This is a genomic window from Cellulosilyticum sp. (assembly GCF_982396655.1).
Genome location: NZ_CEVXFV010000007.1, coordinates 33627 through 59585, shown reverse-complemented (window position 1 = coordinate 59585; position 25959 = coordinate 33627). Strand labels below are relative to the sequence as shown.

The window sequence follows — 25959 nt, the reverse complement described above, 5'->3', positions numbered from 1 at the left end:
CATAAGTTTATTTAACGAATAAGTTTTTTAATAAGTGGTATTTTAGGTGCATAAGGTGGAAAGCGAAATGGTAACTCTTTTTTTCCACTTATAAGTATTGTCTTTTCGTGAGAAAATGTTTTAAAACTATGATAGCCATGATATTGTCCCATACCGCTATAGCCAACACCTCCAAATGCAGCTTCTGGATGAGTACTGTGTAAAATCGTGTCATTAACGCATCCACCGCCAAAAGAGATGTGCTTTAGTAAATATTGTATACGTTTTTTATCTTCACCAAAGATATAACAAGCTAATGGTTTCGGACGTTGTTGAATAAGGCGAATGGATTCATCTAAACGCTTAAATGGAATGATTGGCAAGATAGGACCAAATATCTCTTCAGACATAGCAGGATCATGAATACTTGCCGGATAAAGAAGAGTAGGCTCAATATATAAGTCATCTGTGTTAAAATGACCACCATAACAAATTTTCTCTTCATCCATCATTTGCAATAAACGTACATAATGCATTTCATTAATAATGCGTGCAATTTGTTTTGAATTACTATAATGCTTATCTAGCACTTTAATAAGCTCTGTAATAAAGGTTTCAGCCACGTTTTCATGTACTAAAACATAGTCAGGTGCGATACAAGTTTGTCCTGCATTAATGCATTTGCCCCATGCAATACGTTTAGCTGCCAACTTAATATCTGCGTCATAATCTACAATTGTAGGGCTTTTTCCACCAAGTTCTAATGTTACTGGTACGAGATGTGCAGCCGCCGCTGCCATAACCTTCTTTCCTACCTCAATGCTGCCAGTAAAGAAAATATAATCTAGTGGTTCTTTTAATAATTCCTCACACGCTTTAGCATCACCCTCTATAATTGTTACATAGTAAGAAGGAAAAACTTCTTCAATGATTTGACGTAGTATTTTATTAGTATAAGGTGTATACTCTGAGACTTTAATAATGCCACAATTCCCAGCCACTAATGCACCTATAAGAGGAATTATTGCTAACTGAAAGGGATAGTTAAAAGGGGTAAAAATCAATACAACGCCATAAGGTTCAGGCATAACTTTTGTTGTGCTCTCTATAAGTGGAAGTACACCCCCATAATTTTTACCTTTTGTCCATTTAGTAATATTTTTTAGCATATGATTTATTTCTGTAATTGTTGTATAAATCTCTGTTGTATAGGTTTCAAAAGCTGGTTTTTTAAAATCTTTATACAAGGCTTTAATAATATCTTCCTGATGATTTAAAATAGATTTTTTTAATTTTTTTAAATAATAAATTCTAAAATTAATGTCATAAGTACGACGTGTATAAAAATAACGATGCATTTCTTGTATATGGTTGGTAAATTTATTCATTTTTTAATCCACCTTTATCCTTTCTTAAAGACAATATGAGTCTCTTTCAATTTAGGCCCTAACATATTTTTCTTAATGAAATACTTTGCAGATTTGCAAATGTTTGCTTAACATAGAAGCCATTCATTAGGGCAAAATAATAATATAAAAATACGATTCAGGGGGCTAAATATGAAAAAGAAAATTTTTAAAGCGATGCTTTACCTCTTATGTATATTCACACTTATTTCGCCCATAATGGCACAAGCAAAAACAGGAAAAAAAGACAAACCCGGTACAGCTATTTTCGTCATGTCTGATATACCCTGTATTATGGCAACAACTAAACATATCAGTAAAGACCTTTCTACCCTTTATCTTGATATTAAGTTACCACAACTTCATGGATTTAGCGATACAAAATTTGAAAAAAGTTTAAATCATCGTTTTTTAAAAGAAGGAAAAAGTAAAGCAACTAATGCAATTCATAATGCAGAAAGCTATAACAAAGCAAACTTAGAAGACAATATTCCACCTTTAAAATTTGAGTATTTATCTAACTATACACTTATTGAAACAGTGGATCCTTACTTTGTCATAGAATTTTTAGATTATGAATACAGTGGTGGTGCACATGGTTTAAGTACACAAAAATATGTTGTATTAGATACTATCAATAATGAGGAAGTATCACTTTCTAGTTTATTTAAAGCTAACGCACCTTATAAGGAGATAATTAATGAAGAAATTAACCGTCAAATTATAGCACGTACTGCAAAAGGTGAATTTTTCTTCACTGGTAGTGATGGCTTTTCTGGAATCAAAGATAATGTACAATTTTATATCAATAAATATGGTCAGCTTGTAATTGTTTTTAACGTATATGAAATTGCTCCTTATGCAGCAGGTGTTGTTGAGTTTCCTATTAATTCTGATATATTACAAAGCATTCTTAAATAAAATTGTCATCTTTGACTTTTTAGTGTAATATAAAGTTAGTATATTATTCTAAAGAGGAGGAAATCATGTACAAATCAAAGATGTACACGACGAAACATCATATATCACAGAAAAAATTATGGATGCTTTTACTAATTATAAGTGTACTTGCTGTGAGTTTCTTAACATTAGGCTCAATGAATAACTATGAAAATCCTTCATTAACAGGTAAATGGATTTCTACTGAGACAGGTGCAACTGTTAAGTTTACTCAAGATGAGCGAGTTATTCTTTCAGCAAGTCCACTTACTGGTACTTATCATATTATTTCTCCTAATACGATGGAATATACAATAGATGATTTAACTTTTACGATGTCTTATCGTATTGAAGGTAGATATTTGTATTGGGGGATGAATGATGAAGCACAGGAATGCTTTAAAAGAAAATAAATCCCTTTATTCTCTCACATGAAAGTAGGGTGAACATCATGAATCGTATAGAAATAGAACATATTTATGAGCAAGCATATAAAAATGGAAAAACAGTTTGGAATCAGAAGGTTTCTGAGGGTGAATCTGGATACTTACCTGCTTTAGATGGAATGATTCAGCCTAATGATATAGCCGCTGAATATCCATTAGGTCTTATTGATATACCTATTGATAAAATTATTGGTACATATACTCACTCAAGAAGTATCTCTTTTACAGCCAACTTTTTACCTATTATGCCGATTAAAACTGAGTTTGCATCAAAATGGATGCATCTATATCATTATCATATAGAACAAGGGATTGCAGACCCTATTAAAGTTTATGAATATTTAAATCGCTTTTTTGTTGTTGAAGGTAATAAGCGTGTAAGTGTGCTAAAATACTTAAAAGGCACTACAATTAGTGGGCAAGTTATTCGCCTGATCCCTAAACGTAATCCGGAAAGTAAAATTAATAATATCTATTATGAATTTATGGATTTTTATAAAGCCTCAAGAATTAATAGCATATGGGTTTCTGAAGAAGGTTCTTTTGATGAATTACTAAAATACTTTAAGGCCTATCCATTTAACGAAGAACTTGAAGTGGAAGAGAAGGGCAAAGTATTCCTAGCAAATCTGTATCGACCTTTCCGTCAGATTTATCATGAACAGGGTGGTGCAAAATTAAATATTACGACAGGTGATGCTTTTTTAACATTTTTAAAAGTATATGGGCTTCCTGAAGAAATTACACCAGAAAAACATAAGGCCAATATAAAAAGCATTATTGAAGAATTACAAGGTACCGTCTCAAATGCTGTGAGTGTTGAAACTGAAGCGATTGAAGTGCCACGTAAAAAATTACGTCTAAGTAACTTAACGGATTTTATGACACCTAAAAAGATTCTTAAAATTGCTTTTGTATATGCAAAAAGTAGTGAGAATTCTGGATGGGCATATAGTCATGAACTAGGACGCCTACACATAGATAATGTTTTTAAGGGACAAATTACAACAGAAAAAGTTTGTAATGTACCAGAAGATGAACGTGCCTTTGAATCTTTTAAAACATTAGCTGAAGCGGGTTATGATCTTGTTTTCGCTACAAGTCCAACCTTTTTAGCACCTGCTTTAAAAGCTGCCATTGAATTTCCACATGTAAAATTCTTTAACTGTGCAGCCACACATTCCTATAAATCTCTAACGCTTTATTATGGTCGTATTCATGAGCCTCGCTATTTATTAGGAATGATTGCAGGGAGTATGACAAAAAATAACGTAATTGGTTATGTTGCACCTTATCCTATTTCAGAAGTAATTAGCAGCATTAACGCCTTCACATTAGGTGCACGTGCAGTAAATCCTTATGTTACAGTTAAAGCACTTTGGACGAATAGATGGGATAACCCTGAAGGCGGAAAATGCATTGCAGAAAAGCTGTTAAATATGGGTGCCGATATTATCTCCAATGAAGATTTACCAATCCCAGGTGATGTTTCAAAGGGATATGGTGTTTATAAGATTGATGAAATTACTCATGAAAAAACACATTATGCTATGGCTATTTGGAATTGGGGTGTTTTTTATGAAAGCGTTATCCAAAACATCTTAAACGGCACATGGCATACACTATATGAGGACTCTGAAGGACGTACAATCAACTTCTGGCAAGGTATGAATAATGGCATTGTGGATTTGCTTTATTCAAACCGCAATATTAACGCACCTATGAAATATCTGATTGAAAATGTAAAAAAGGCTATTACACGCAATGAATTTAATATATTTGAAGGTCCTATATACAACCAAAATAAGCAATTAAAAGTTAAACGCAATGTCTCATTAGATTATGATGACATTGTGCATATGGATTGGCTTGTAGATGGTGTAGAAGGGGAGATTCCTGATATTAAATCACTTATTCCAACAGATCCTTTTTCATATATGAAAGGACTTACCGGAAACAAATAAACACTAAAAAAGATAGGATACTTAGATATCCTATCTTTTTTAGTGTTTATTAAGAAACCTATCTATATTATTTGGTCTCCCATGCAATTAAAACATATTCCTTGCCTGTCTTTTGTTTAAGTTCTTGTTCTACTTCATAAAGCTTTTGCTTTTCAGTTTCTGAAAGGGTCGCAATGCAAAAATTCTGATTACTCATTCTATCAGCTCCTTACCCAATTTAAAGTTGTATACTTACTTAGTATCTCTTATAAAGAAATAACATATTCATTCTTTAAGCTGTTTCAGAAACTAATCGGTATTGTGCTTCATAAAGTTTTGCATAAAGCCCATCTTGTTGCAAAAGCTGTTCATGTGTACCAGATTCCATAATACCTGCATGATTGATGACCATAATTTTATCACAATCACGAATAGTAGAAAGTCGATGTGCAATAACAAAAGAAGTGCGTCCTTTTAGTAGTTTTTCTATTCCAGATTGAACAAGTTTTTCCGTTTGTGTATCAATATTAGAGGTTGCCTCATCTAATATTAAAATCCTTGGATTTGCAAGTAATGCTCTTGCAAATGAAATAAGCTGGCGCTGGCCTAGGGAGAGCCTAGATCCTCTCTCATTTACTTCGGTATCATAGCCTTTTTCCATCTTCATAATAAACTCATGAGCATTTACTGCTTTAGCCGCAGCAATAACTTCTTCATCTGTAGCTTCTAAACGACCATAGCGAATATTCTCCATAATACTTGTAGAAAATAGGAAAGTATCTTGTAACATAATCCCCATTTGACCTCTAAGAGATTCTAAATCAACTGATTTAATATCTGTACCATCAATTAAAATACGCCCTTGAGTTGGCTCATAAAACCTACTTAAAAGAGAAACAATTGTTGTTTTACCAGCACCAGTAGGTCCTACTAAGGCGACACGTTCCCCAGGATTAACTGTAAAACTCACATCTTCTAATACTGGTACATTTTCTTCATAAGAAAAACTTACATGATCAAAAATAACGCGTCCTTTAATTGTACCTATAGCTGGTAATATTTTGCCTGTTATAGCATCTTTATTTTGAATAGCTGGGGATTCATCCAATATAGCAAAAATACGCTGTGCAGCAGAAAGATTTGTGATAAGTGTATTATAAAAGGTTGAGAGATTCATAATAGGTCGCCAGAACATACCAACGTACATACAAAATGCTAAAAGGGTTCCTATTTGAATTTCACCCTTCATTACTAAATGGTACCCGATGAAAAATACAATAACATTACCAGCCCCCCAAGAAAGATCTACTAATGGCCAAAAGAAGTCGTTTAGCTTGACAGCATGGATAAAGCTATCTGACATTTTTTGTACATGTTCCTTAAATGTTTCAGCATGACTTGCTTCATTGGCAAAGGCCTCGACAACCTTCATACCTGAAAAACTTTCATGGCTAAAGGCATTTAAATTTGAACGATATTCACGATAAATAAGCCATCTTTTATGCGAGTGAATCTCAATAAAAGACATTGCTGCCACTAAGATGGGCAGTAATACTAAACATGCCAGTGCCATCTTCACATTCAATAGAAACATAAAAAATGTTACGCAAACTAATGTTAGAATTTCAGGTACTAAAGATTGAATCGTCTGATTAAATAAGTCTTTTAGGGCATTTACATCTCCAATTACCCTAGCAAGAATCTTACCAACAGGTCGCGTATCAAAAAAGTCAAATGAAAGCTGTTGAATATGACTATAAAGCTCATAACGGATATTAACAAGTATTTCATTTGTAACTTTTGCAATCATATGTGTACGATAATATGAAATAATCCAGCTCATGACATTAAGACTAATCAAAATGCCACCTATAATAAATAACCCTTTGAAATCTCCATTAGCAATATACTTATCAATGGCAATTTCTAATAAATAGGGATTAATAACACTACAAAACATAGTTACAATAAGTAATAGTATTGCAATACAAGTTGGTATTTTATAAGGCTTAAGATAAGTTAGTAAACGTCTAATTAAATTTTTCTTTGAAGAATTAGCCAATTTTAACCCCCCTTTTTTCTAGTGTATTAAAGTCTTCATATTGCTTACAGAAGACTTCATAATAGCAACCTTTCTGTTTGAGTAATGCTTCATGTGTACCAGATTCTTTAACCTTTCCATCTTCTAGATAAACAATTAAGTCTGCATTTTTCACAGCAGAAATACGATGTGCAATGATAAATGTGGTGCAGGCATTTTCTAATTCATATAACGAAGTAAGTAGTGCATGTTCTGTTTCCATATCAAGAGCAGAAGTCGCATCGTCCAAAATTAATAGAGGTGCCTTACGAAGTAATGCACGTGCGATAGCAAGTCTTTGTTTCTGCCCACCAGATAATCCAAGCCCACGTTCACCAATCTCTGTATTAAATCCCTCAGGTAAGCTTTCAATAAACTCTAAAATACAAGCCTTTTTACATACTTCTCTGATTTCCTCTAATGTAGCATCTTGTTTACTAAAACGAATATTATTCGCAATGGTATCTGAGAATAAAAACGTATCTTGTGGCACAATGGCCATTTGGCGACGTAGTACATTTAAGTCATAGTCTTTTACATTAACGCCATCAATTAATACATCTCCCTCATAAGCCTCATAGTAACGGCCAAGTAACTGAATAAGTGATGACTTCCCGGCACCCGTTGTGCCCATAATTGCTACCTTACTGCCTTTAGGAATGGTAAGATTAATATTTTCTAATACCTTTTCATCTTGATATTTAAAATTCACGCCATTAAAGATTATATCACCTTCTATTTTTTCCGGTGCATATGCATTTTTTGAAGGAGATTGGACTTTAGTTTGACGATCAAGTATTGCAAATACCTTTTTTGCCGAAGCTTGATTACGAGAAAGTACCCCCATAAGCCATCCTAATTGACGCATAGGCCAAATAAGATTCCAAATATAATTACTAAAGGCAACTAAAACGCCCATAGACATATTTCCTTTTAAAATAAATACGCCACCAAATATAATCATAGCGACACTAGAAATATTCGTTAAAAACTCAATAAGTGGCATATATTTAGCTTCTGTATCCGCAATTTCCATATTAATATCATAGAACTTTTGATTAAGTTTTAGGAACTTATTAATTTCATATTTTTCACGTGCAAAGGCCTTAACTAAGCGCATACCTGAAAGATCTTCTTGAGCAGTTGTATTAATGATAGCTGTTTGATCACTCAGTTTCCCATAGCTGATGCCAAATAGTTTTTCTATCTTTATTGCAATGAAGCTAATAGGAATCATAAAAGCTACACAAATACTAGCTAATCGCCAATCTAGTACAAAGATAATAATGGCACTGAATGTAAAGTAAAAAATGTTCTCCACAAACATTCGTAAACCAAAGCCAATTGTTTGCCACACATTTTCAATATCTTCATTAATACGTGACATTAATTCACCAGTATTCATATTATCGTAATACGTAAATTCAAATGTTTCCATATGCTTGAAAAGCTCATTTTTTAATGCTGTATGCACACGAACACCTATGAGGTCATAGGTATATTCCTTAATAAACCCAAAGGCTGATTTTAAAACTGTTAAAATCAACATAGCTAAAATAACATATTTAAATAATTCAGCTTTACCTTCAATAATAATGTGATCTACAAGTATCATTTGCAGAAGTGGTGAAATTTGATCAATACCAATAACAAGCAGCATACAAAGTGTGCCTAATATCAGTAGCTTTTTATGTTTTATAACATAGCGTAATACTCTTAACAAATATATTCCCCCTTTAATATTATGTTTTTATAAAAATAAAAAAGGTCATAGTGTGTTACTATGACCTTTTTTAATCAATTTATTTAAGGACATCAAAATTAAATAAACAGATAAAAGGCCATAGTAAAACCATGACCTTTTTATTACAAAATAATATTATCTCATTCAAAAATTATATACTCTACAAAGTTATACGAATGAGCTCTATAATATAGTGGCCTTGGTTACTTGACCCATCTATAGGAGATGGATCTATTTTAATATTTAATTGTTTAACTTCTTGATTATTAAAATGTAAAAACATAAATCCACCTCCTTAATTTTTTATTTTTTTATTAAATCAACATATGCCTATTATAATAAGTCATCCTGACAATGTCAAACACTTTTCTGAAAATATAATACTTTATTTAAATAAATTGATAAGTATGACACCTGTAATAATGCATATAATTCCTATAATCTGAGGAAACTGCAGTGACTCATGTAATAATACGACACCGCTTATTAAAGTCATTAAAGTTATAATACCATTCGTCATAGGGAAAATATAACTCAGTGATTCATGCTTAATAATCACCAGCCATAGGATAAAACTGCAGCCATAGCAAAAGATGCCTAATAGTGAAAGTAATGAAAAGTGCAGTTCTAATTGCTTTACTGTTAAATGAAAAAAATTAGTTGGACTGCCAAGCTTAAACAAAGTTAAACCACTTACTGTAAGTACAATATAGCAAATAAATATAATCATAGTCTTTTTCCTTTAACTAATGAATTTCTTTAATAATATAAATAGGCCTATGCTTAGTTTCTAGATAAGTCTTAGCTAAATATTGACCTAAAATACCAATGCAGAATAACTGAATACCACTGATAAAACAAATAATACAAACTAAGGAAGGCCATCCATAAGCAGAACCTCCCCAAATGAGCTGACGCACAATAGTAAAAACAATAGCTACAAATGAGCATATGCAAAAGAATAATCCCATAATAGAAGCAAAAGCTAAGGGCGCAGTAGAAAAGGCAATGAGCCCTTCCAATGAATAACGTAAAAGTCCCCAAAAAGACCAATGCGTTTCACCTGCTATACGTTTTACATTTTCATATTCAATCCATTCTGTATGAAAACCTACCCAACTAAAAAGTCCTTTTGAAAAACGGTTATATTCTGTAATCTCTAATAGCGCATTCACCATTTGTCTTGTCATAAGACGAAAGTCACAGGCCCCATCTACAACCTCAATTTTACAAAGTCTATGCATAATTGCATAAAACCATCTAGCAAAAAATGAGCGAATTGGCGGTTCACCTCTGCGTGTCACTCGTCTCGTTGCCACGGAGTCGCATTTTTTATTACATAACGTTTCATACATTTCAATAAGCAACTTAGGTGGATGTTGCATGTCCGCATCCATCACTACAACGAAATCTCCAGTTGCATTTTTAAGCCCAGCATAGATAGCTGCCTCCTTTCCAAAATTACGTGAAAATGAAATATAGTGAATATCAGAATAAGTAGCTTGAAGTAATTTAATGACTTCTAATGTATGATCTGTAGAACCATCATCAATAAATAAAACTTCACATTCTAATGAATCAAGTTTAGACATAGTCTCACGGAGTGCTGTATGTAAATAGGGGATAGCAACTTCTTCATTATAGCATGGCACAATAACTGTTAATGTTTGCATCTATACACCTCCTATACAAGCTATTTCTAGTTATATATGAAGATATAAAGATAGATATGCTTTATTAATGCTTAAATTCTTTACTGCCGAAAAATCATACTTAGGTTAAACACTTTGTTTTTTCCTATATATAATGTGTAAATAGCATAATTATATATAAATTATCATAAGATGAATGGAGGACAAGTTTGAGATGCTGGGAGGCTAAGGATGAATATACTATATAAATATCAGCTATTTAATTTACAAGTAGAAAGTCAATTAGAGCTTGCACTATTGGATAAAAGTGAAGAAATAGATACTCCACCAGATGTTTTTATTGAATTAGGGCAAATTCCTGCTATAAAAGAAAGTGTTCTTTATGAAAATAGCTATAGTCAATTAGCTCAAAATGAATATTGTCTAAAGGTAGAAGAGGTGGCCAATTATTATGTTGCACATGGCAATTATATTCGCATAGAACCTATGGAAAGCTTAGATGATGGGAACATCATTTTATTTTTGTTAGGTTCCGTATTAGGTGTGCTATTAGCACAAAGAGAAGCTGTTATTCTACATAGTAGTAGTGTGGTAATAGATAACAAGGCTATTTTATTTTGTGGAAACTGCGGTGTAGGAAAATCTACTATTGCGACAGCATTTAGATTAAAAGGGTATCCCTTATTATCAGATGATATTAATCTTTTAGAGTTAAATAATAGCAATACAGTTAATGCCTATAAAGGCTTTCCCCAGCAAAAGCTGTGTGAAAATGCCTTAAATCACTTAAACATCGATAAGACTAACTATAAAAAGGTAAGCTATGCCAAAGGTAAGTATATTACGCATCATTTAACATGCTATTCAAAAAAAATTGTTCCAGTAAAGGCTATTTATGAAATACGCCCCTGTGATGTATCTTATGTACAAATTAAGGAAGAAAAAGGTAAGGCAAAACTTATTGGTTTAATGAAAAATTTATTTAGATTACAAGTTAGATACTATACAGGAACTTCTTCAGCTTTTATGAAACAATTAATTCAAATAGCAACTAACGTCTCATACTTTGTAATAACAAGACCAAAAGATCACTTTTGTATTAATGAAATGCTAGAAAAAATTGTAATTAATAATCAAAAATAATTATTTTATAGGAGTGAAGTTTATGAAGAAAGAAAATATTACATTAACAACAACGGTCCTTCAAAAAAGGGAAATATATCTAACTGATTTAGATGATGATAAGGTAATGATGGATTTAGATACAGGCAATTATTATGCCTTAAATAGTATAGGGGCTAGTATTTGGGAAGGAATTGAAAATCCTATTACCGTAGAAAATTTAGTTCAAAACCTATTAAAAGAATATGATGTATCACAAACTGTTTGTGAAGAGCAAGTTCTTGCCTATTTACAGAAACTATATAATGCAGATTTAGTAGCTGTTATAGCATGATAAACGCAAGGGGGCTATAAGTTGAGCATTATCGGTGGTATTTTAGGTACAGCAAGTCAATCACATTATAAAGTCTTATTAAATGCTATGAATTGTTATCAAACACAACCAATAGCGTTCTTACAACAATCACAAGCTTATATGGCCTGTGGTATGCAGTATTTCACTATAGAATCTTTAAAGGAAAAGCTTCCCTTTAAAACACCATCCTTAAGTATTACAGCAGATGCTATTATTGATAATAGGGAAGAGCTTATTGCAAGCTTGCATATTAGCAAAGATATATCAGACAGTCAAATTATTGTAGCAGCTTATCAAAAATGGGGCACACATTGTAGCGAGCATTTAATAGGTGACTTTGCTTTTGCTATATGGGATAACATCAAAAAAATACTTTTTTGTGTAAGGGATCATGTAGGTAAAAGGAGCTTATACTATACACAAGCTTCTGGGCAGTTTATTTTCTGTACAGTGATGGCACCCATTTTACAAGTAATAGGAGAGAGACCCTTAAATGAAAAGTGGGTAGCTGATTTTCTAACCATTCAAGGTGTTGTACATGAAATATGTATAGATGAAACAGTTTATCAAGGAATTAATCAACTTCCACCAGGTCATCAACTTATTGTTACGGCTGATCAAAAAATACATATGTTACAATATTGGCATCCTGAGCGCATCAAAACCTTAAATCTAGGTAATAATGCTGCATATGAGAAAGCATTTAGAAATGTCTTTAATCAGGCTGTAAAATGTCGCTTACGTTCTTCTGAAAATGTAGGTATTATGCTTAGTAGCGGATTAGACTCTACTGCTGTGGCTGCTGTAGCAGCACCAGAACTTGCCAAACAAAATAAAAAGCTCATGAGTTTTACTGAAATTCCCTTAATGGCATATAGTAATCAAATGGGGAGCTCTAAAATAGTTGATGAATCTCCTTATGTCCTAGAAATGCAAAAACTATATCCCAATATAGAACCTTGTTTTAAGAGTTTTGATGCTAAGAACGCCTTTGAAGGTATAGATAAAAGGATTCAAATTCTAGAGCAACCTTATAAAGTCATCGAAAACCTATATTGGATAGAAGGCATTTTAGAAACTGCTCAGGAAAAACAGTGTAAAGTTTTATTAGATGGTCAGTTTGGCAATTTTTCTATCTCACAGGGTAATGTTTTCTGCTATTGGAATACACTATTTCATCAGGGGCGTTGGCTATGTTTAATAAAAGAAATTAATGCATTTTGTAAATTTCATCATAGTAGTCGAAAAATAGCGTATCTTACTGTCTTAAAGAAGTTATTTAATCAATTTAAAAGTAGTAGTTTACAAGTAGACCCATTAGCCATCGTTAACCCAAAACTTGCTGAGAAATATCACTGTTTAGCACGTATTAAACAAAAAGGATATCTCTTTAATGACAAAAGAATATTAGAAGAACATAGTCAGAAACAATTTACTACAAATTTAATTTTATTTTCACATATGGGGGCGATAGAGACGAAACAATCGCTTACCTATGGCTTAATTAGAAGAGATCCTACTAGAGATAAGCGTGTTATTGAACTTTGTTTAAGCATTCCACAGAAACAATTTGTTTATCACGGTGAAGAACGTTCGCTAATTAGGAGAGCCATGAAGGATGCTGTACCAAATAGCATCCGTTTAAATTACTACACAAGAGGTAAGCAAGCTGCAGATTGGGTGCAGCGCCTAATGCCTTATAGCTCTGAAATCAAAGAAGAATTAGAACTGCTATTAAGTGATTCTAGTATTAAGGACTACTTAGATTTCCCTAAAATTGCTCACTTGCTTAAACAGTATGAAAAAAATAATCATTTAAATATTTATGGCTTTGAATTGAAGAGTCTCATGACGGCTTTAGTATTTTATCATTTTATTCAAATAAAACAGGTCAATACTATTTATTTTCCGGCTTAGTCATAAGTTAAATAAATAGCGCATAGAAATAGTTACTGTAAATGTAGTGTACAATTTGTTGCATTTGCAAATAAATATTATTTAACGCCTTGCGGGTGATAATAATGTTTTAACTTTCCTGATAATATCTGAAACATTATTTATCATACATATCTTCTAAAAAGGATGATTTATATGAAAACATGGGAACAACCAGAAATTACAAACTTAAGGCTTGCAAAAACCGCGGGTAACCCTGCTACAAGTGGAAATGACACTTCTATCCCAGATTGTATTGAAGACGCTTTTGAAAGCATCTATGGTGATCATAGTGGCCCTGATTCTCCAGCTAATTTTAGTCACTAAGCATAAAAAAGACTACTGCATAATCAAATTTAATTGTTTATGCAGTAGTCTTTTTTTATACTTTCTTTTTCTATAAGACATCCTTTTTCTAAAGCATAAATCCTGTCACAGATATTTAATGCAGAAGGACGATGGGTAATTATAATGCAAGTTGGATGATATTCAAGTTTAGAAACTGCTTTAAGCACTTTAATTTCTGTATTAGGGTCTAGTGCTGATGTGGCCTCATCTAATATTAAAATGGGCTTCTGACGAAGGAATGCTCTAGCTATAGCTAATCGTTGTGCTTGGCCTTCTGAAAGTCCAATACCTTTTTCACCTATTAATGTTTCGAGTTGATGTTCTAAACTATAAACAAATTCATCAATATCAGCCAGTTGCAAAGCTTTCATAATATCAGATGGTGTTGCTTGATGATTACCTTTATAAAGATTCGAAGCAATGGTACCTGAGAAAAGGGTATTTCCTTGAGGTACATAGGAAACAAAGTTTCTAAAGCTAGCAGAAAGCCTTGAGGTATGTATGCCATCGTTAATTAATATCTCGCCACTTAAAGGTGTAACAAGTGCTAGCAGCAGGCGAATAAGTGTAGTTTTTCCTTCTCCCGAAGGCCCGATTAAACCGATGATTTCTCCAGGCTCAAATATACAAGAAACTTTATTTAATACAGGGCGATTAGGTTCATATGCAAAACTAACATCTTTAAATTCAATAGTTGGTGCTGCACCTAAGTTAAGTTTATTGATGGTTTCTAAATGAAGCTCTTCTAAAATCATAAGTCGTTCACTTGCTGCGAAACTCGTGACAAACTGGGGATAATAGCGTGCCAAGCTTGTAAATGGGGCTTGCACATTAGAAAAAAGTTGCATTAAAGCTGTAAGCGTACCATAAGTTCCTGTTTGATGCGCTAAATTTAAGGCGCCCCAAGCAAAAATTAAGAAATATCCTAATACACCACCTATATGAAAAAACGTTGTTGAACAGGTAGAAAGTTTTGTTTGATCCATTGATAATTTAAAGGATTTATCTTGAATGGATTTAAGTACCTCGATATTCTGCTGTTCCTCACAAAAGGCTTTAGTGATAACGATATTTTGCAAAGATTCTTGAAGAAAAGAGCGGTGCTTAATGTTATTATCCTGTAATGCCATATAATACTTTTTAACACACTTACTAAAAAAGCTTGCAAAGATAACTGTTAAGGGTGAAAGAATAATTGCTATGATTGCCATACTAGGTATTAAGTATAATAGCGTAAAGAAAGCTGTAACTAATGTAATTCCTAAAGAAATCACTGAAGGGATAGACGAAGTAATAAGGGTTGTAACCGTATTTAAATCACCGGTTAAACGACTAATAATATTAGCACTATGGTATACCATTTGCTCTTGCCACTCACTATATGTAATATGGCTATAAAGTTTTGTTTGTAGTGTATTAGAGAATTTATTAGCACAATACGTCGTCAATAAGCTACCTACAAATCGTGCAACAATCTGAAAGATTAAGATCCCACCTAAAATGCCCATCCACTTAAAAATAGGTCCATGTGTTGTGGCTGCATCGATTAATGATTTTGTAACAAGTGCAGAGGCAACACCCACAACCGAGGTGACACTATTAAGTAGAATAATAAGTATTAAATAAAATAAAACGGGTCTTGTTTGCTGGAGTAACCAGTGAAGTATAGTTAAATTTTTTTTCATAATAACCTCCTCTCAATAAGACAAACATATCTATGAGTTATCACTTCTTATATATGAACAAAATCAGGGTAATATGAGTGTTTGTCTAAAAATAAGTCATACTTGTCTCTAGATGTGAATAACATTAATAGAAGCGTATCTACAGATAAAGGAGAGGAGTAGACATGGCGTTAATTAGTATCGTGGTACCTGTCTATAATGTGGCACCTTATTTAAAACAATGTATTGACTCTATATTAAGTCAAAGCTTTAAAGATTATGAGATTCTACTTATCAATGATGGTTCAACGGATTCAAGTGGTTCAATCTGCAATGAATATGCCCGAAAGTATTCACAAATTAAAGTAAAACATAGTTTAAATGAAGGTGCAGGACCAGCGCGTAATAAAGGCATCGAAATGGCCACAGGAAAGTATATTATGTTTATTGATCCAGATGATTGGATAGAAGCTAATTTGCTAGAAGAAATGTATGAAATAATGGAAAATAACCAGTGTGATTTATTACTTTGGAGCTTACAAGCTATGATTTATGATCAGCAAGATACATTTTTAAGAAAGAAAGTCATTCAAGCACAAGATTTACACTTAGTAACAAAGGCGCAATGTGAACAGACATTTATTGAGATTTTTCAGTGGGATGATTTGCTGTTAGGTGTCCCCTGGAACAAACTTTATCGTATGGCATTAATTAATAAGTATCACATTCGTTTTCCTAAGTTAAGAAGACGTCAAGATATCATTTTTAATATTGACTATTATAAGTGCATTAGCTCACTTATAACAACTTCTAAAGTGTATTCTAATTATAGAGTAATTGATACAATATATAGTAACAAAGTTCCAAAAAATTACTATGATACGTCCTTATACATATATAACTATTTTAAGACCACTTTAGAACAATGGGGACAATATAATGATGGGGCAAAACAACAATTAGAGCAATACTTTATTGATGATGTTATGAATATTATCGGCCTATGTATGAACCCGAAATGGGGATGGGGTCTAAAGGATAGATACTGTTACATAAAAAACATTATGCAAAAATCTGATGTTAAAGAGGTTGCTTATTCCCTCAAAGTCCCTATAAAGACTAAGGCTATAGGTTTTAAATTACGACAGCTTAAGTTAAGTTATTTAAAAAGGCAGAAACCCTTACAGATGCTTATACTTAATATGTCCGAATCTCTAATTAAAAAATATAGATAAAAGTTATATTCATTTACTAAGGAGGTTCAAATATGAAAATAGGAATTATTACATTTCATAATTCCGATAATTATGGTGCAGTCTTGCAAACAATGGCTTTACAAAATACTGTTAAAAACTTTAATGAGAATGTTGAAGTGATTGATTACAGATGTGCTAATAAAAAAAAGTATTACCATCTATTAGATATTGGCAAGCATAAAAATTGGAAAGGTAATATCAATGGCATCATTAATTATCCATATCGGTTAATTAAATATATTAAATTCGAGTGCTTTAGAAACAAGTGGTTAAATTGTACCAGTCAAGTGTACAGAACTACTGAATCTTTACATAATGCTCATTCATGGGATATTGTAATTACTGGTAGCGATCAAGTATGGAATTATGTTAATACTGGTTTTGATCAATCTTATTTGCTAGATTTTATACCAAATGATTATCAAAAAATTGCTTATGCTGCTAGCTTTGGTGTAAACCATATAGAAATGCCTTATCGCGAAACTTATCAAAGACTATTAAGTAATATTAACTTTTTATCCGTTAGAGAAATTAGTGGCCAAGCAATAATCCATGATTTAACTGATAGAATAGCTAAAGTTGTTGTTGATCCTACAATGCTATTTACAGCTGAAGAATGGCTGACTTATACTAAGCCTTTTTCTAAAAAGAAGAAATATATTCTCCTCTATACAATCAACAACTCTAAAGAAATCAATCAATTAGCCAAAGAACTGGCACAGCAAACAGGCTATAACGTCGTAAAAATAGCTACAAGTATATTAGATTATATAAGTACATGGAAAATTGTTTTACCTAATCCACTCACATTCATTAGATTAATTTATGAATCACAATATGTAATAACTGATTCATTTCATGGGACAATCCTATCTATTAATCTAAATAAAAATTTTTATACGTATTATAGTGCCATAAAAGGATCTAATAAACGTTTAACAGATTTACTGGAAAGCTTTAATCTGCAAGATAGGATTATCTATTCAGGGCAGCAGCTTCCACAATTAAGTGCCATAAATTATAGTGGCATTAATTCAATGATACGTACTAGAAGAGTTGACTCACTTGATTTCTTAGAGACGTCTTTAATGGAAAGTACAAAGACTATAGAAAAGGGACGATGAATAAATGAGAACAAAAAATACATTAATTAATGTCGTATGTGGAATGGGAGGGCAAGTTATAACTATCCTCGTACAATTTATTGTGCGAGGTATTTTTATAAGGCTTTTAGGTATTGAATATCTGGGCGTAAGCGGTTTGTTTGGAAACATCTTGATGTTATTATCTTTAGCTGAATTAGGCGTTGGAAATGCCATTATTTATAGCCTATATAAACCATTAGCCGATAAAAATGAATCAAAAATTAAAGCTTTAATGGATCTATATGCTAAAGCCTATCATACTATTGCATTTGTTGTACTTATAGTAGGTTTAGCATTTATTCCTTTACTAAAGTATATTATTAGAGATACTCCAAATATCTCTGAAAATCTAATTGTCTTATATTTATTATATCTTGCTAATTCTTTAATGACTTATTTCTTTGCGTATAAACGCTCGTTAATTATTGCGGATCAAAAGGAATACATTGTTACATTAGTTACTCAATGTTTTACTATTGTATCTAGCATTATTCAAATTATTTTTCTTTATCTTACACGAAATTTTTTGATTTATTTAATCATCCAAATTGTAGGTAGCTTATTATGTAATATCTACATATCTTATAAAGCTAATACAATGTATCCCATTTTACAATGTAAAGAAAAAACTTTATTAGAGGCTGATGAAAAGCAAGCTATTTGGAAAAATATCAAAGCACTTCTTATTTATAAAATAGGTGCGTTATTAACTATAGGACTAGATAACATTATTATTTCTAGCTTTGTTGGCATAGCTGCTGTTGGCATCTATTCAAACTATACTTTAATAACAGATAAAATCACTGGGATCTTAGGACAAATTTTTTCAGCTACTACTGCCAGTGTTGGTAATTTAAATGTAGAAGCTGATACGAGAAAAAAAGAGGAAATATATCATGTTATGCTCTTTGTAGCTTTTTGGTTATTTGGTTTTAGTTCCGTATGTATTTACATATTAATTAATCCATTTATAGCACTATGGGCCGGCAAAGACTATTTGTTAAGTGAAAGTGTTGTAATTGCAATGGTATTTTGCTTTTATTTTATTGGTATACATAATCCAACTATGATTTTCAGAAATACAATGGGATTATATGTTCAAGGTAAGTATCGTCCATTAATAGGTGCTCTCGTGAATGCCGTAACTTCCATTATTATGGTTAAGCCTTTTGGCGTGTTAGGTGTTGTACTAGGTACCTTAATGAGCAGATTATTAGTTCTTAGCTGGTATGAACCTCTAGTTATTTATAAATACCGCTTTAATAAATCACCATTACAGTATTTTAAAAAGTATGTTGTTTATTGTCTTCTGACAGTTATAGCAGCAGGTATTACTAAATTATGCTGTTTACTTCTACCTAGTGGTGGTATATGGCACTTTATCATTAAAATGATGTTATGTATCATTATACCTAATTTTGTCTTTTTTCTATGTTGCTTTAAAATGAAAGAATTTAACTATATTAGGGAGATTACCTCTCAAATCTGGAAAAAAATCTATCGGTCATTAGGAAAGAAGGTAATAGAATGAATATACTTACAAACATGAATGATTGTACAGGTTGTACTGCTTGTTATACTGCCTGTCCTAAACAATGTATTACTATGCAAAAAAATGAAGAAGGATTTTTATATCCCATAGTTAACGAGGAAAAATGTGTTAAATGTGGTAAGTGCCAAGCCGTATGTCCTCAACAACATCAAATAGAACATCATCTTTATCAGAAAGCTTATTATGGTTGGCATAAGGATGAAAAAATACGTCGACAGAGTTCTTCAGGCGGTGCGTTTACTGCCCTTGCTGAACATTTTTTATCAGAAGGTGGCATTGTCTACGGTACAAGTTTTGATTATGAAAAAAGATGCTTAGTATATACAAGTACAAAGCAAGTAACACTTAATGAACTTAGAAAATCAAAATATGTTCAAGGCGAGCTCGGTAACATTATTGTTCAAATAGAAGAAGATTTAAAGCAAGGTAAAAAGGTACTCTTCGTAGGGACCCCTTGCCACGTAAATGGTATTAAATCTTATTTTAATAAAAAAGGTTATGATCAGCAACTCTTTTTATGTGATTTCATCTGTCATGGCGTCCCTTCTAATCAACTTCTTCAAGCCCATATTAAGTTTCTTGAAAAAAAATATAAGTCGAAGCTTAGTTCAATTGACTTTAGACCTAAAACAGATAAACAACATCCCTGGTGGAAACATCATTTACGCGTAACTTTTGAAAATGGTAGTATATATGACCGTACATTAGATACTGATTGGTATATGTATGCCTTTATGAAAAAGAGTTTAACATTACGTAAAAGTTGTTATCAATGTCATTACTGTAATGTACAACATGAATCGGATATTACACTTGCAGACTTTTGGGGCGTTATGGATTATAACCCTGTATTAAATGATGAAAAAGGATTGTCCCTCATTATATTGAATACCTCTAAGGCAGATGCTTTAATTCCAAATCTAAAAGAGGTATTTAATCTTTATCCACTACAATGGGAATTTGCAAAATATGTTTTTAAGAATCGAACACAAGAAAAGTACTCTTTAAACAAAAGAGAAAATTTCATGAAGGATCTACAAAGAATGGACTATCTATCTGCTATGTTTAAACATATTGGATATATACAAGTCACCTCTAAACTAAATATGTTTATATATTTCTCCAAAAGACTAATAAATAACATGCGAAAAATTAAGCATCTTAACTTTATACAATCATCTAAATGAGTCATAAAAGCATATGAGACTTAATAATATAATATAGAAACTTGTACACATTGAAAATGAGGGGGAGAAATGAAAGCTTATATTTTTATTAAGTCTATATTGGATCGATTAATAGCTTTTATGCTATTAATAATACTATTACCTATTTTATTAACTATTGCCATTGCAATTAAATGTGATTCTAAAGGGCCTGTTTTATTTAAACAAAAACGAGTAGGGCAAAATAAGCAATTATTTGATATCTGGAAGTTTAGGACCATGCGAATAGATGCTCCCAAGGATATGCCTACACATCTATTTATTAATGCTGAGTCTTATATCACTAGAGTTGGGAGTATCTTAAGAAAAACAAGCTTAGATGAACTACCTCAACTATTTAATATTCTGCAAGGAAAAATGAGCTTTATTGGTCCTAGACCTGCACTATGGAATCAAGAAGATTTGATTATGGCAAGAGAAACGTCTAACGTTAATAGTATTAAACCAGGTTTAACCGGTTGGGCACAAGTGAATGGAAGAGACGAGTTGTCCATAAGTGAGCGTGCACAATATGATGTCCAATACTTAAACCAAATAAGCATTTTTACTGATTTAAAGATTATTTTCTTAACAATTTATAGTGTATTCCTTGGAAAAGGTATTGTTGAAGGGATGCAAACAGATGGCCATCAAAAGATAAAATAGTGTTACATACTTAATGGGAGGCGTAGAGATGAGGGTAGAAACATTAATATCCACAATGAATCGTGAAAGCTTAGAATTTATAAATCCTATGAATTTACAAACAGATGCAATTATTATCAATCAATGCCACAGGGAAGATGTAATAACTGAAGAGATTGGACATAACAAAATCAAAATGCTAAATTATAAGGAAAAAGGATTAAGTAGGAGTCGTAATCGTGCTATAGCGGCTGCTACAGCCGATATATGCCTCATTGCTGATGACGATATGCGTTATGAAGATGACTATGTCAAGAAGATAATATCTGCATATGAACAGTACCCAGATGCAGATATTATTGCCTTTCAAGTTGTTAGGACTGGAAGTACTAGATTAAAGAGCTTTAGAAAAAAAGCATGTCAAGAAAACTATCTATCAAGTATGAAGATTTCCTCTGTAGAAATGACTTTTAAACGCCGCAGCATTATAGAAAAAGGGTTAAGTTTCAATCCACTTTTCGGAGCAGGTGCTTGGTTCGTTTGTGGTGAAGAGAATATTTTTATGTTTGATTGCCTTAGGCAAAAGCTTAAAGTTATATATGTTCCTGTTATAATTGGCCATGTAAGTTGTGAGACCTCAACATGGTTTACAGGCTATACGCCACATTATTTTAAAAGTATGGGAGCTGCCTATTATGCAATGTCCCATACTTTTAGTGTCACATTTATTGTTCAGCATGTTTTAAGACATTATTCTTTATATAAGCAGGATATGAAATGGTATCATATCATTTTAAATATGCTCTTAGGCATTCAAGATTATAAGAATCTATTAAAACTCCAAAATAAAAAACTTAAGAATCTTATCATAGGGGATTTTACTTCTAATACTGGACCAGCAATCGTAAATAAAAATATTGAGCAAGTAATGGGACGCCAAAATGAATATAGTGTAGCAACAAAAAAATGGCACAGATTCTTAGAACTTATTATAAAGATACCACGTGCCAATGTAGTGATTTTTTCAGGTATTTCATTAGCTGTACCTATCGGCATAAAATGGTGTAAAATCTGGAAAAAACCTAGTATGTATATCATGCATGGTTACTTACAAAAAGAAAATTCAATTAATGGTGTGGTTGATTTAAAATTCAATCAATGTGAGCAATATATCTTAGCACACGTAGATAAAATTATATGTGTATCAGAACGATTTTCAACGTATTTAAAACAAGAATTACCTGAGTATACTGAAAAAATAACATATGTTAATAACGGAATAGATTGGAAAGACTTTGAATTTACACCTATTTCAGCTATACATGGCAATGAATTTAGAATTATAAGTATGGGCGGTGGCATGAAGCGAAAAAATAATTTAGCTATTTGTAAGGCCATTGACTTATTACAAAAAAGAGGTTTTTCTACAATTAAGTATATCGTTATCGGGAATGATTTTACAGATAAAGAAGCAATTAGTCACTATCCATTTGTCGCATATATTGATTATTTACCTCATGAAAAGATTTTAGAACTACTTTCTACAGCAGATCTTTATATTCAAAATAGCTATTTTGAAACTTTTGGCTTAGCTATTGTAGAAGCTTTAATGAGGGGGTGTAACTTATTAATTTCAAAAAATGTAGGTGCGTTATCTGTTATTAATCATTGCCTAGAAACAGATATTATTAATGATGTAGAAGATACGGAAGAGATTGCATACAAAATATGGTTTAACTTAAATCATCCTAATAATAAACGCTTAATAGAAAGTATTAACCAAGAGTGTACATCTTGGGAAAATAGTTGTAGAGAGCTTACAAAGATTGCACTAGATTTGAAATATAAAGGATTGAATGCCTATGAATATTTTTAAAAACAGGCTACTCATGATATTTTGTTTGCTTCCTTTCATGACTATTTCCACACTTAACTTTTCTTATTATGGTAATTTAGCATGGCAAGCCATACCAGGTATACTTGGATATTTTTTTTTAATAATACGGCTAAGAGATGATTATATTAAAGGACAAAACACCATGTCTATATCTAGAAGAAATTTTATAATAGGCACAACGCTTTACTCCATAAGTATGCTCTTTACTGGTTTATGGAATGATAATTTAACTTTTGGAATCATATTTACATATACTTTTTATTTAGGCGTATTCTTCTATGTAGATAGTTGTATGGATTACTTTAGTGAATTTCTAATTGCTATAACAGATATCTTTATTTTTATAGTAATAGGTAGCTATATTGCTGCAGTTGTATCACCTGGTACTAGCTATTTATATTATGAAGGAGAGAAGTGCTTTATAGGTTTATTATCTAGTAAAAACAGTTTACAGATGGTAATGCTTCCTGGAATCTGTTTCATTTTCTTTAGAATCTATTATTTTAATACGCATAAAAAGTTTTTTTATATTATTATCGTATTAGCAATATTGCTTATGTTTAAATCTGGAAGTGGAACGGCTGCTGTAATAAGTGTACTTTTACCGCTTTATTTACTTCTTTCTTCTAAACTTCATTTATCTTTTAAAGGATTATCAATTACCTATCTAATAATTTATTTTTCTATTGTTATCTTTAGAATCCAAGATAAATTATTTGCGCATCTTATTACAGATGTATTACAAAAAGACTTAACATTTACAGGACGAACTGAAATCTGGGACTATATATTAAGTCGAATGATTTACTCTCCTATTATTGGTTATGGTGGACGAAATGATGTAATCTGGAGACAATTCTTAAAAGTTTCAGAAGCTCATAATGGACTATTAGAAATCTTTCTCTGTGGCGGATTAGTTACATTAGGATTATTTATATTCATTATAGGTAATGCAGGTAAGAAGTTAGATCAATATAAAAATAGTAAGTTTACTAATTTACTACTATTTTTTATATTCATGTATTTTTTCATGGGGTTAACTGAAAGTGTTTTTGCCTATGTAAAAGTTACATTCTGGACGCTCATTATTATGAGTAATAATATTGATGGCATTATTGAACAAGCAAATCAAAGGAGGGAATAAAATGATTACGGTTTTTACACCTGTTTATAACCGGAGGTACATTTTAGAAAAATGTTATCAAAGTTTATTACATCAAACAAATAAAAACTTTAAGTGGCTTATTGTAGATGACGGTTCTACAGATCAAGTAGAAGATTTAATTACCCAGTGGATTGAAGAAAAAAAGATTGCTATTCATTTTATACGGCAAGAAAATGGTGGAAAACATGTCGCTCATAATACAGGCGTATTAAACTGTGATACAGACTTATTTATTTGCGTAGATTCAGATGATTATTTAACAGATGATGCTATTGAGTTAGTTTATAAGTACTGGGATATGATAAAAAACAATCAACAGCTTGCAGGTATTGCAATGCTTAGAAAATATCAAAATGGTCAACTTATGAGTACCCATATGCCCAAGGGAATAGACAGTAGCACCTTGTACGACTTATATGAAAACTATCATTTTAAAGGTGATTTAGCACTAGTTTTTAGAACAGAGATTTTAAGGAAATACTTATTCCCTCAGTTTGAAAATGAAAAATTTGTAGGTGAATGTGTAGTGTATGATCAAATTAGTGAAAATTATAAGATGTATTTAGTAGATCATCCTATTTATATAGGTGAATATTTAGAAGATGGCTATACCCAAAATGTAGTCCAGCTCTATCGCAAAAACCCTAAAGGTTATAGCTTCTATTTGCAACAACGTATAATGCTAGCTAAAGGTTCTAAGCAAAAAAAGAATGCCTTTGCAAAGTATATTTCAGGATGTTGGATGATTAACCAGATGATTGATCGTAAAATATTTGACAATAGTTTAATGTTTATCATAATCTTGCCACAAGCAATATATTTATATTTAAAGTGGTGGCTTAAAAATGAACTATTACAGCTAAAGATTATAAAGCCATAAGCAAAGGAGAACTTTATGATACATTCCAAAAGAGATTATTTATATTATTTGAAATGCGATAAAATTGCCTTAGGAAGAACAAAAAAAAGACCGGGCTTATTAGATGATATCTGGAAATATGAGCGTTTAATGCGCAAACTAGAATATTATACAAATTGCAAATCAAAATTGTGGCAGCTATATACTGTTTATTTACAGTATCGTTATATCACATTAGGTGCTAAAAACGGTTATGAAATTCCTATTAATACAATTGGACCAGGCCTAGCACTAACACATAGAGGAACTATAGTTATTAATAATCAAGCTAAAATAGGTGCAAACTGCAAGATTAATGTATGTGTTAATATTGGCACGCGTGGAAAAGAACAACAGGAAGTACCTATTATTGGTGATAATGTGTATATTGGCCCTGGTTCTAAAATATTTGGTGCAATTGAAATAGGTAATGATGTGGCTATAGGTGCAAACAGTGTTGTAAATAAGAATATTGAAAGTCATGTAACAGTAGCGGGGGTTCCTGCCAAATGTATTAATCACAATGGCAGCAACGGCTTATTAATCCGTGCCACAGAAGAAGTAACCAAAACTCTACTTTAAG

Annotated in this window: 23 protein-coding genes; 16 read left to right on the top strand and 7 right to left on the bottom strand. The window is 31.9% G+C overall.

The window, feature by feature from the left end; all coding sequences use genetic code 11:
• Positions 1–11 precede the first annotated feature (11 nt).
• On the bottom strand, positions 12–1367 hold the full coding sequence (locus tag AC1VAQ_RS04730) for an aldehyde dehydrogenase family protein (protein ID WP_479903537.1): 1356 nt from the start codon (positions 1365–1367) through the stop codon (positions 12–14).
• A 171-nt stretch (positions 1368–1538) separates the two neighbouring features.
• Between AC1VAQ_RS04730 and AC1VAQ_RS04725 the strand changes: the two genes are divergently transcribed.
• From AC1VAQ_RS04725 to AC1VAQ_RS04715, 3 genes are all read left to right on the top strand, one after another.
• Positions 1539–2306: a DUF3298 and DUF4163 domain-containing protein gene (locus AC1VAQ_RS04725; protein WP_302596325.1), complete on the top strand. Its 768-nt coding sequence runs from the start codon at positions 1539–1541 to the stop codon at positions 2304–2306.
• Between the two features lie 65 nt (positions 2307–2371).
• Positions 2372–2737 (top strand): hypothetical protein, encoded by a 366-nt coding sequence (locus AC1VAQ_RS04720; RefSeq protein ID WP_302596323.1) that lies wholly within the window; start codon positions 2372–2374, stop codon positions 2735–2737.
• Positions 2738–2775: 38 nt separating this feature from the next.
• Positions 2776–4734, top strand: coding sequence for a BMP family ABC transporter substrate-binding protein (locus AC1VAQ_RS04715; protein WP_479903536.1), 1959 nt, complete (start codon positions 2776–2778; stop codon positions 4732–4734).
• Between the two features lie 67 nt (positions 4735–4801).
• Here the strand turns inward: AC1VAQ_RS04715 and AC1VAQ_RS04710 are convergent, their stop codons facing one another.
• The 5 genes from AC1VAQ_RS04710 to AC1VAQ_RS04690 form a co-directional block, all read right to left on the bottom strand.
• The gene (locus AC1VAQ_RS04710; protein ID WP_302596320.1) at positions 4802–4930 is read right to left on the bottom strand and encodes a hypothetical protein; all 129 of its coding nucleotides are present in this window, start codon (positions 4928–4930) and stop codon (positions 4802–4804) included.
• Between the two features lie 75 nt (positions 4931–5005).
• Positions 5006–6775: an ABC transporter ATP-binding protein gene (locus tag AC1VAQ_RS04705; protein ID WP_302596318.1), complete on the bottom strand. Its 1770-nt coding sequence runs from the start codon at positions 6773–6775 to the stop codon at positions 5006–5008.
• Positions 6768–8516: an ABC transporter ATP-binding protein gene (locus AC1VAQ_RS04700; RefSeq protein ID WP_302596317.1), complete on the bottom strand. Its 1749-nt coding sequence runs from the start codon at positions 8514–8516 to the stop codon at positions 6768–6770. The genes AC1VAQ_RS04705 and AC1VAQ_RS04700 overlap by 8 nt, the downstream gene beginning before the upstream one ends.
• 406 nt (positions 8517–8922) lie before the next feature.
• Positions 8923–9267: an EamA family transporter gene (locus AC1VAQ_RS04695; RefSeq protein WP_302596315.1), complete on the bottom strand. Its 345-nt coding sequence runs from the start codon at positions 9265–9267 to the stop codon at positions 8923–8925.
• Positions 9268–9283: 16 nt separating this feature from the next.
• A complete protein-coding gene (locus tag AC1VAQ_RS04690) occupies positions 9284–10210 on the bottom strand; it encodes a glycosyltransferase family 2 protein (protein ID WP_302596314.1) in 927 nt (308 codons plus the stop codon).
• Between the two features lie 210 nt (positions 10211–10420).
• On the opposite strand from AC1VAQ_RS04690, the gene AC1VAQ_RS04685 reads away from it, so the two are divergent.
• The 4 genes from AC1VAQ_RS04685 to AC1VAQ_RS04670 all read left to right on the top strand — a co-directional run bounded on the left by AC1VAQ_RS04685 (position 10421) and on the right by AC1VAQ_RS04670 (position 13928).
• Positions 10421–11332 carry a hypothetical protein gene (locus tag AC1VAQ_RS04685; RefSeq protein WP_479903535.1) on the top strand — a complete coding sequence of 304 codons (912 nt, stop codon included), beginning with the start codon at positions 10421–10423 and terminating at the stop codon, positions 11330–11332.
• A 22-nt stretch (positions 11333–11354) separates the two neighbouring features.
• A complete protein-coding gene (locus AC1VAQ_RS04680; protein ID WP_302596310.1) occupies positions 11355–11645 on the top strand; it encodes a lasso peptide biosynthesis PqqD family chaperone in 291 nt (96 codons plus the stop codon).
• Between the two features lie 21 nt (positions 11646–11666).
• Positions 11667–13583, top strand: coding sequence for an asparagine synthase-related protein (locus AC1VAQ_RS04675; protein WP_302596306.1), 1917 nt, complete (start codon positions 11667–11669; stop codon positions 13581–13583).
• A gap of 174 nt (positions 13584–13757) precedes the next feature.
• On the top strand, positions 13758–13928 hold the full coding sequence (locus AC1VAQ_RS04670; RefSeq protein WP_302596305.1) for a hypothetical protein: 171 nt from the start codon (positions 13758–13760) through the stop codon (positions 13926–13928).
• 29 nt (positions 13929–13957) lie between these two features.
• Here the strand turns inward: AC1VAQ_RS04670 and AC1VAQ_RS04665 are convergent, their stop codons facing one another.
• On the bottom strand, positions 13958–15634 hold the full coding sequence (locus AC1VAQ_RS04665; protein WP_479903534.1) for an ABC transporter ATP-binding protein: 1677 nt from the start codon (positions 15632–15634) through the stop codon (positions 13958–13960).
• A gap of 164 nt (positions 15635–15798) precedes the next feature.
• Here AC1VAQ_RS04665 and AC1VAQ_RS04660 point away from each other — a divergent pair, with 164 nt between their 5' ends.
• From AC1VAQ_RS04660 to AC1VAQ_RS04620, 9 genes are all read left to right on the top strand, one after another.
• Entirely contained in the window at positions 15799–16848 is a 1050-nt protein-coding gene (locus tag AC1VAQ_RS04660) for a glycosyltransferase (protein WP_302596301.1), read from the top strand.
• Between the two features lie 32 nt (positions 16849–16880).
• Positions 16881–17993 (top strand): polysaccharide pyruvyl transferase family protein, encoded by a 1113-nt coding sequence (locus AC1VAQ_RS04655; RefSeq protein WP_302596299.1) that lies wholly within the window; start codon positions 16881–16883, stop codon positions 17991–17993.
• 4 nt (positions 17994–17997) lie between these two features.
• The gene (locus AC1VAQ_RS04650) at positions 17998–19545 is read left to right on the top strand and encodes a lipopolysaccharide biosynthesis protein (protein ID WP_479903533.1); all 1548 of its coding nucleotides are present in this window, start codon (positions 17998–18000) and stop codon (positions 19543–19545) included.
• On the top strand, positions 19542–20753 hold the full coding sequence (locus tag AC1VAQ_RS04645) for a Coenzyme F420 hydrogenase/dehydrogenase, beta subunit C-terminal domain (RefSeq protein WP_302596295.1): 1212 nt from the start codon (positions 19542–19544) through the stop codon (positions 20751–20753). The genes AC1VAQ_RS04650 and AC1VAQ_RS04645 overlap by 4 nt, the downstream gene beginning before the upstream one ends.
• A gap of 69 nt (positions 20754–20822) precedes the next feature.
• The gene (locus AC1VAQ_RS04640; RefSeq protein WP_302596293.1) at positions 20823–21437 is read left to right on the top strand and encodes a sugar transferase; all 615 of its coding nucleotides are present in this window, start codon (positions 20823–20825) and stop codon (positions 21435–21437) included.
• Between the two features lie 28 nt (positions 21438–21465).
• Positions 21466–23292: a glycosyltransferase gene (locus AC1VAQ_RS04635; RefSeq protein ID WP_302596291.1), complete on the top strand. Its 1827-nt coding sequence runs from the start codon at positions 21466–21468 to the stop codon at positions 23290–23292.
• Between the two features lie 37 nt (positions 23293–23329).
• Complete coding sequence (locus AC1VAQ_RS04630; protein ID WP_479903532.1) at positions 23330–24457, top strand: O-antigen ligase family protein; 1128 nt, start codon at positions 23330–23332, stop codon at positions 24455–24457.
• 1 nt (position 24458) lies between these two features.
• Positions 24459–25358 carry a glycosyltransferase family 2 protein gene (locus AC1VAQ_RS04625; protein ID WP_479903531.1) on the top strand — a complete coding sequence of 300 codons (900 nt, stop codon included), beginning with the start codon at positions 24459–24461 and terminating at the stop codon, positions 25356–25358.
• Between the two features lie 15 nt (positions 25359–25373).
• Positions 25374–25958: a serine O-acetyltransferase gene (locus AC1VAQ_RS04620; protein WP_302596286.1), complete on the top strand. Its 585-nt coding sequence runs from the start codon at positions 25374–25376 to the stop codon at positions 25956–25958.
• Position 25959 lies beyond the last annotated feature (1 nt).

Excerpts from the sequence above, each read along its gene's own strand:
- AC1VAQ_RS04620 (WP_302596286.1), top strand. The coding sequence starts at position 25,374 with ATGATACATTCCAAAAGAGATTATTTATATTATTTGAAATGCGATAAA.
- AC1VAQ_RS04730 (WP_479903537.1), bottom strand. The coding sequence starts at position 1,367 with ATGAATAAATTTACCAACCATATACAAGAAATGCATCGTTATTTTTAT.
- AC1VAQ_RS04650 (WP_479903533.1), top strand. The coding sequence starts at position 17,998 with ATGAGAACAAAAAATACATTAATTAATGTCGTATGTGGAATGGGAGGG.
- AC1VAQ_RS04655 (WP_302596299.1), top strand. The coding sequence starts at position 16,881 with ATGAAAATAGGAATTATTACATTTCATAATTCCGATAATTATGGTGCA.
- AC1VAQ_RS04630 (WP_479903532.1), top strand. The coding sequence starts at position 23,330 with ATGACTATTTCCACACTTAACTTTTCTTATTATGGTAATTTAGCATGG.
- AC1VAQ_RS04690 (WP_302596314.1), bottom strand. The coding sequence starts at position 10,210 with ATGCAAACATTAACAGTTATTGTGCCATGCTATAATGAAGAAGTTGCT.
- AC1VAQ_RS04695 (WP_302596315.1), bottom strand. The coding sequence starts at position 9,267 with ATGATTATATTTATTTGCTATATTGTACTTACAGTAAGTGGTTTAACT.
- AC1VAQ_RS04725 (WP_302596325.1), top strand. The coding sequence starts at position 1,539 with ATGAAAAAGAAAATTTTTAAAGCGATGCTTTACCTCTTATGTATATTC.
- AC1VAQ_RS04670 (WP_302596305.1), top strand. The coding sequence starts at position 13,758 with ATGAAAACATGGGAACAACCAGAAATTACAAACTTAAGGCTTGCAAAA.
- AC1VAQ_RS04680 (WP_302596310.1), top strand. The coding sequence starts at position 11,355 with ATGAAGAAAGAAAATATTACATTAACAACAACGGTCCTTCAAAAAAGG.
- AC1VAQ_RS04715 (WP_479903536.1), top strand. The coding sequence starts at position 2,776 with ATGAATCGTATAGAAATAGAACATATTTATGAGCAAGCATATAAAAAT.
- AC1VAQ_RS04660 (WP_302596301.1), top strand. The coding sequence starts at position 15,799 with ATGGCGTTAATTAGTATCGTGGTACCTGTCTATAATGTGGCACCTTAT.
- AC1VAQ_RS04720 (WP_302596323.1), top strand. The coding sequence starts at position 2,372 with ATGTACAAATCAAAGATGTACACGACGAAACATCATATATCACAGAAA.
- AC1VAQ_RS04685 (WP_479903535.1), top strand. The coding sequence starts at position 10,421 with ATGAATATACTATATAAATATCAGCTATTTAATTTACAAGTAGAAAGT.
- AC1VAQ_RS04635 (WP_302596291.1), top strand. The coding sequence starts at position 21,466 with ATGAGGGTAGAAACATTAATATCCACAATGAATCGTGAAAGCTTAGAA.
- AC1VAQ_RS04645 (WP_302596295.1), top strand. The coding sequence starts at position 19,542 with ATGAATATACTTACAAACATGAATGATTGTACAGGTTGTACTGCTTGT.
- AC1VAQ_RS04710 (WP_302596320.1), bottom strand. The coding sequence starts at position 4,930 with ATGAGTAATCAGAATTTTTGCATTGCGACCCTTTCAGAAACTGAAAAG.
- AC1VAQ_RS04665 (WP_479903534.1), bottom strand. The coding sequence starts at position 15,634 with ATGAAAAAAAATTTAACTATACTTCACTGGTTACTCCAGCAAACAAGA.
- AC1VAQ_RS04640 (WP_302596293.1), top strand. The coding sequence starts at position 20,823 with ATGAAAGCTTATATTTTTATTAAGTCTATATTGGATCGATTAATAGCT.
- AC1VAQ_RS04625 (WP_479903531.1), top strand. The coding sequence starts at position 24,459 with ATGATTACGGTTTTTACACCTGTTTATAACCGGAGGTACATTTTAGAA.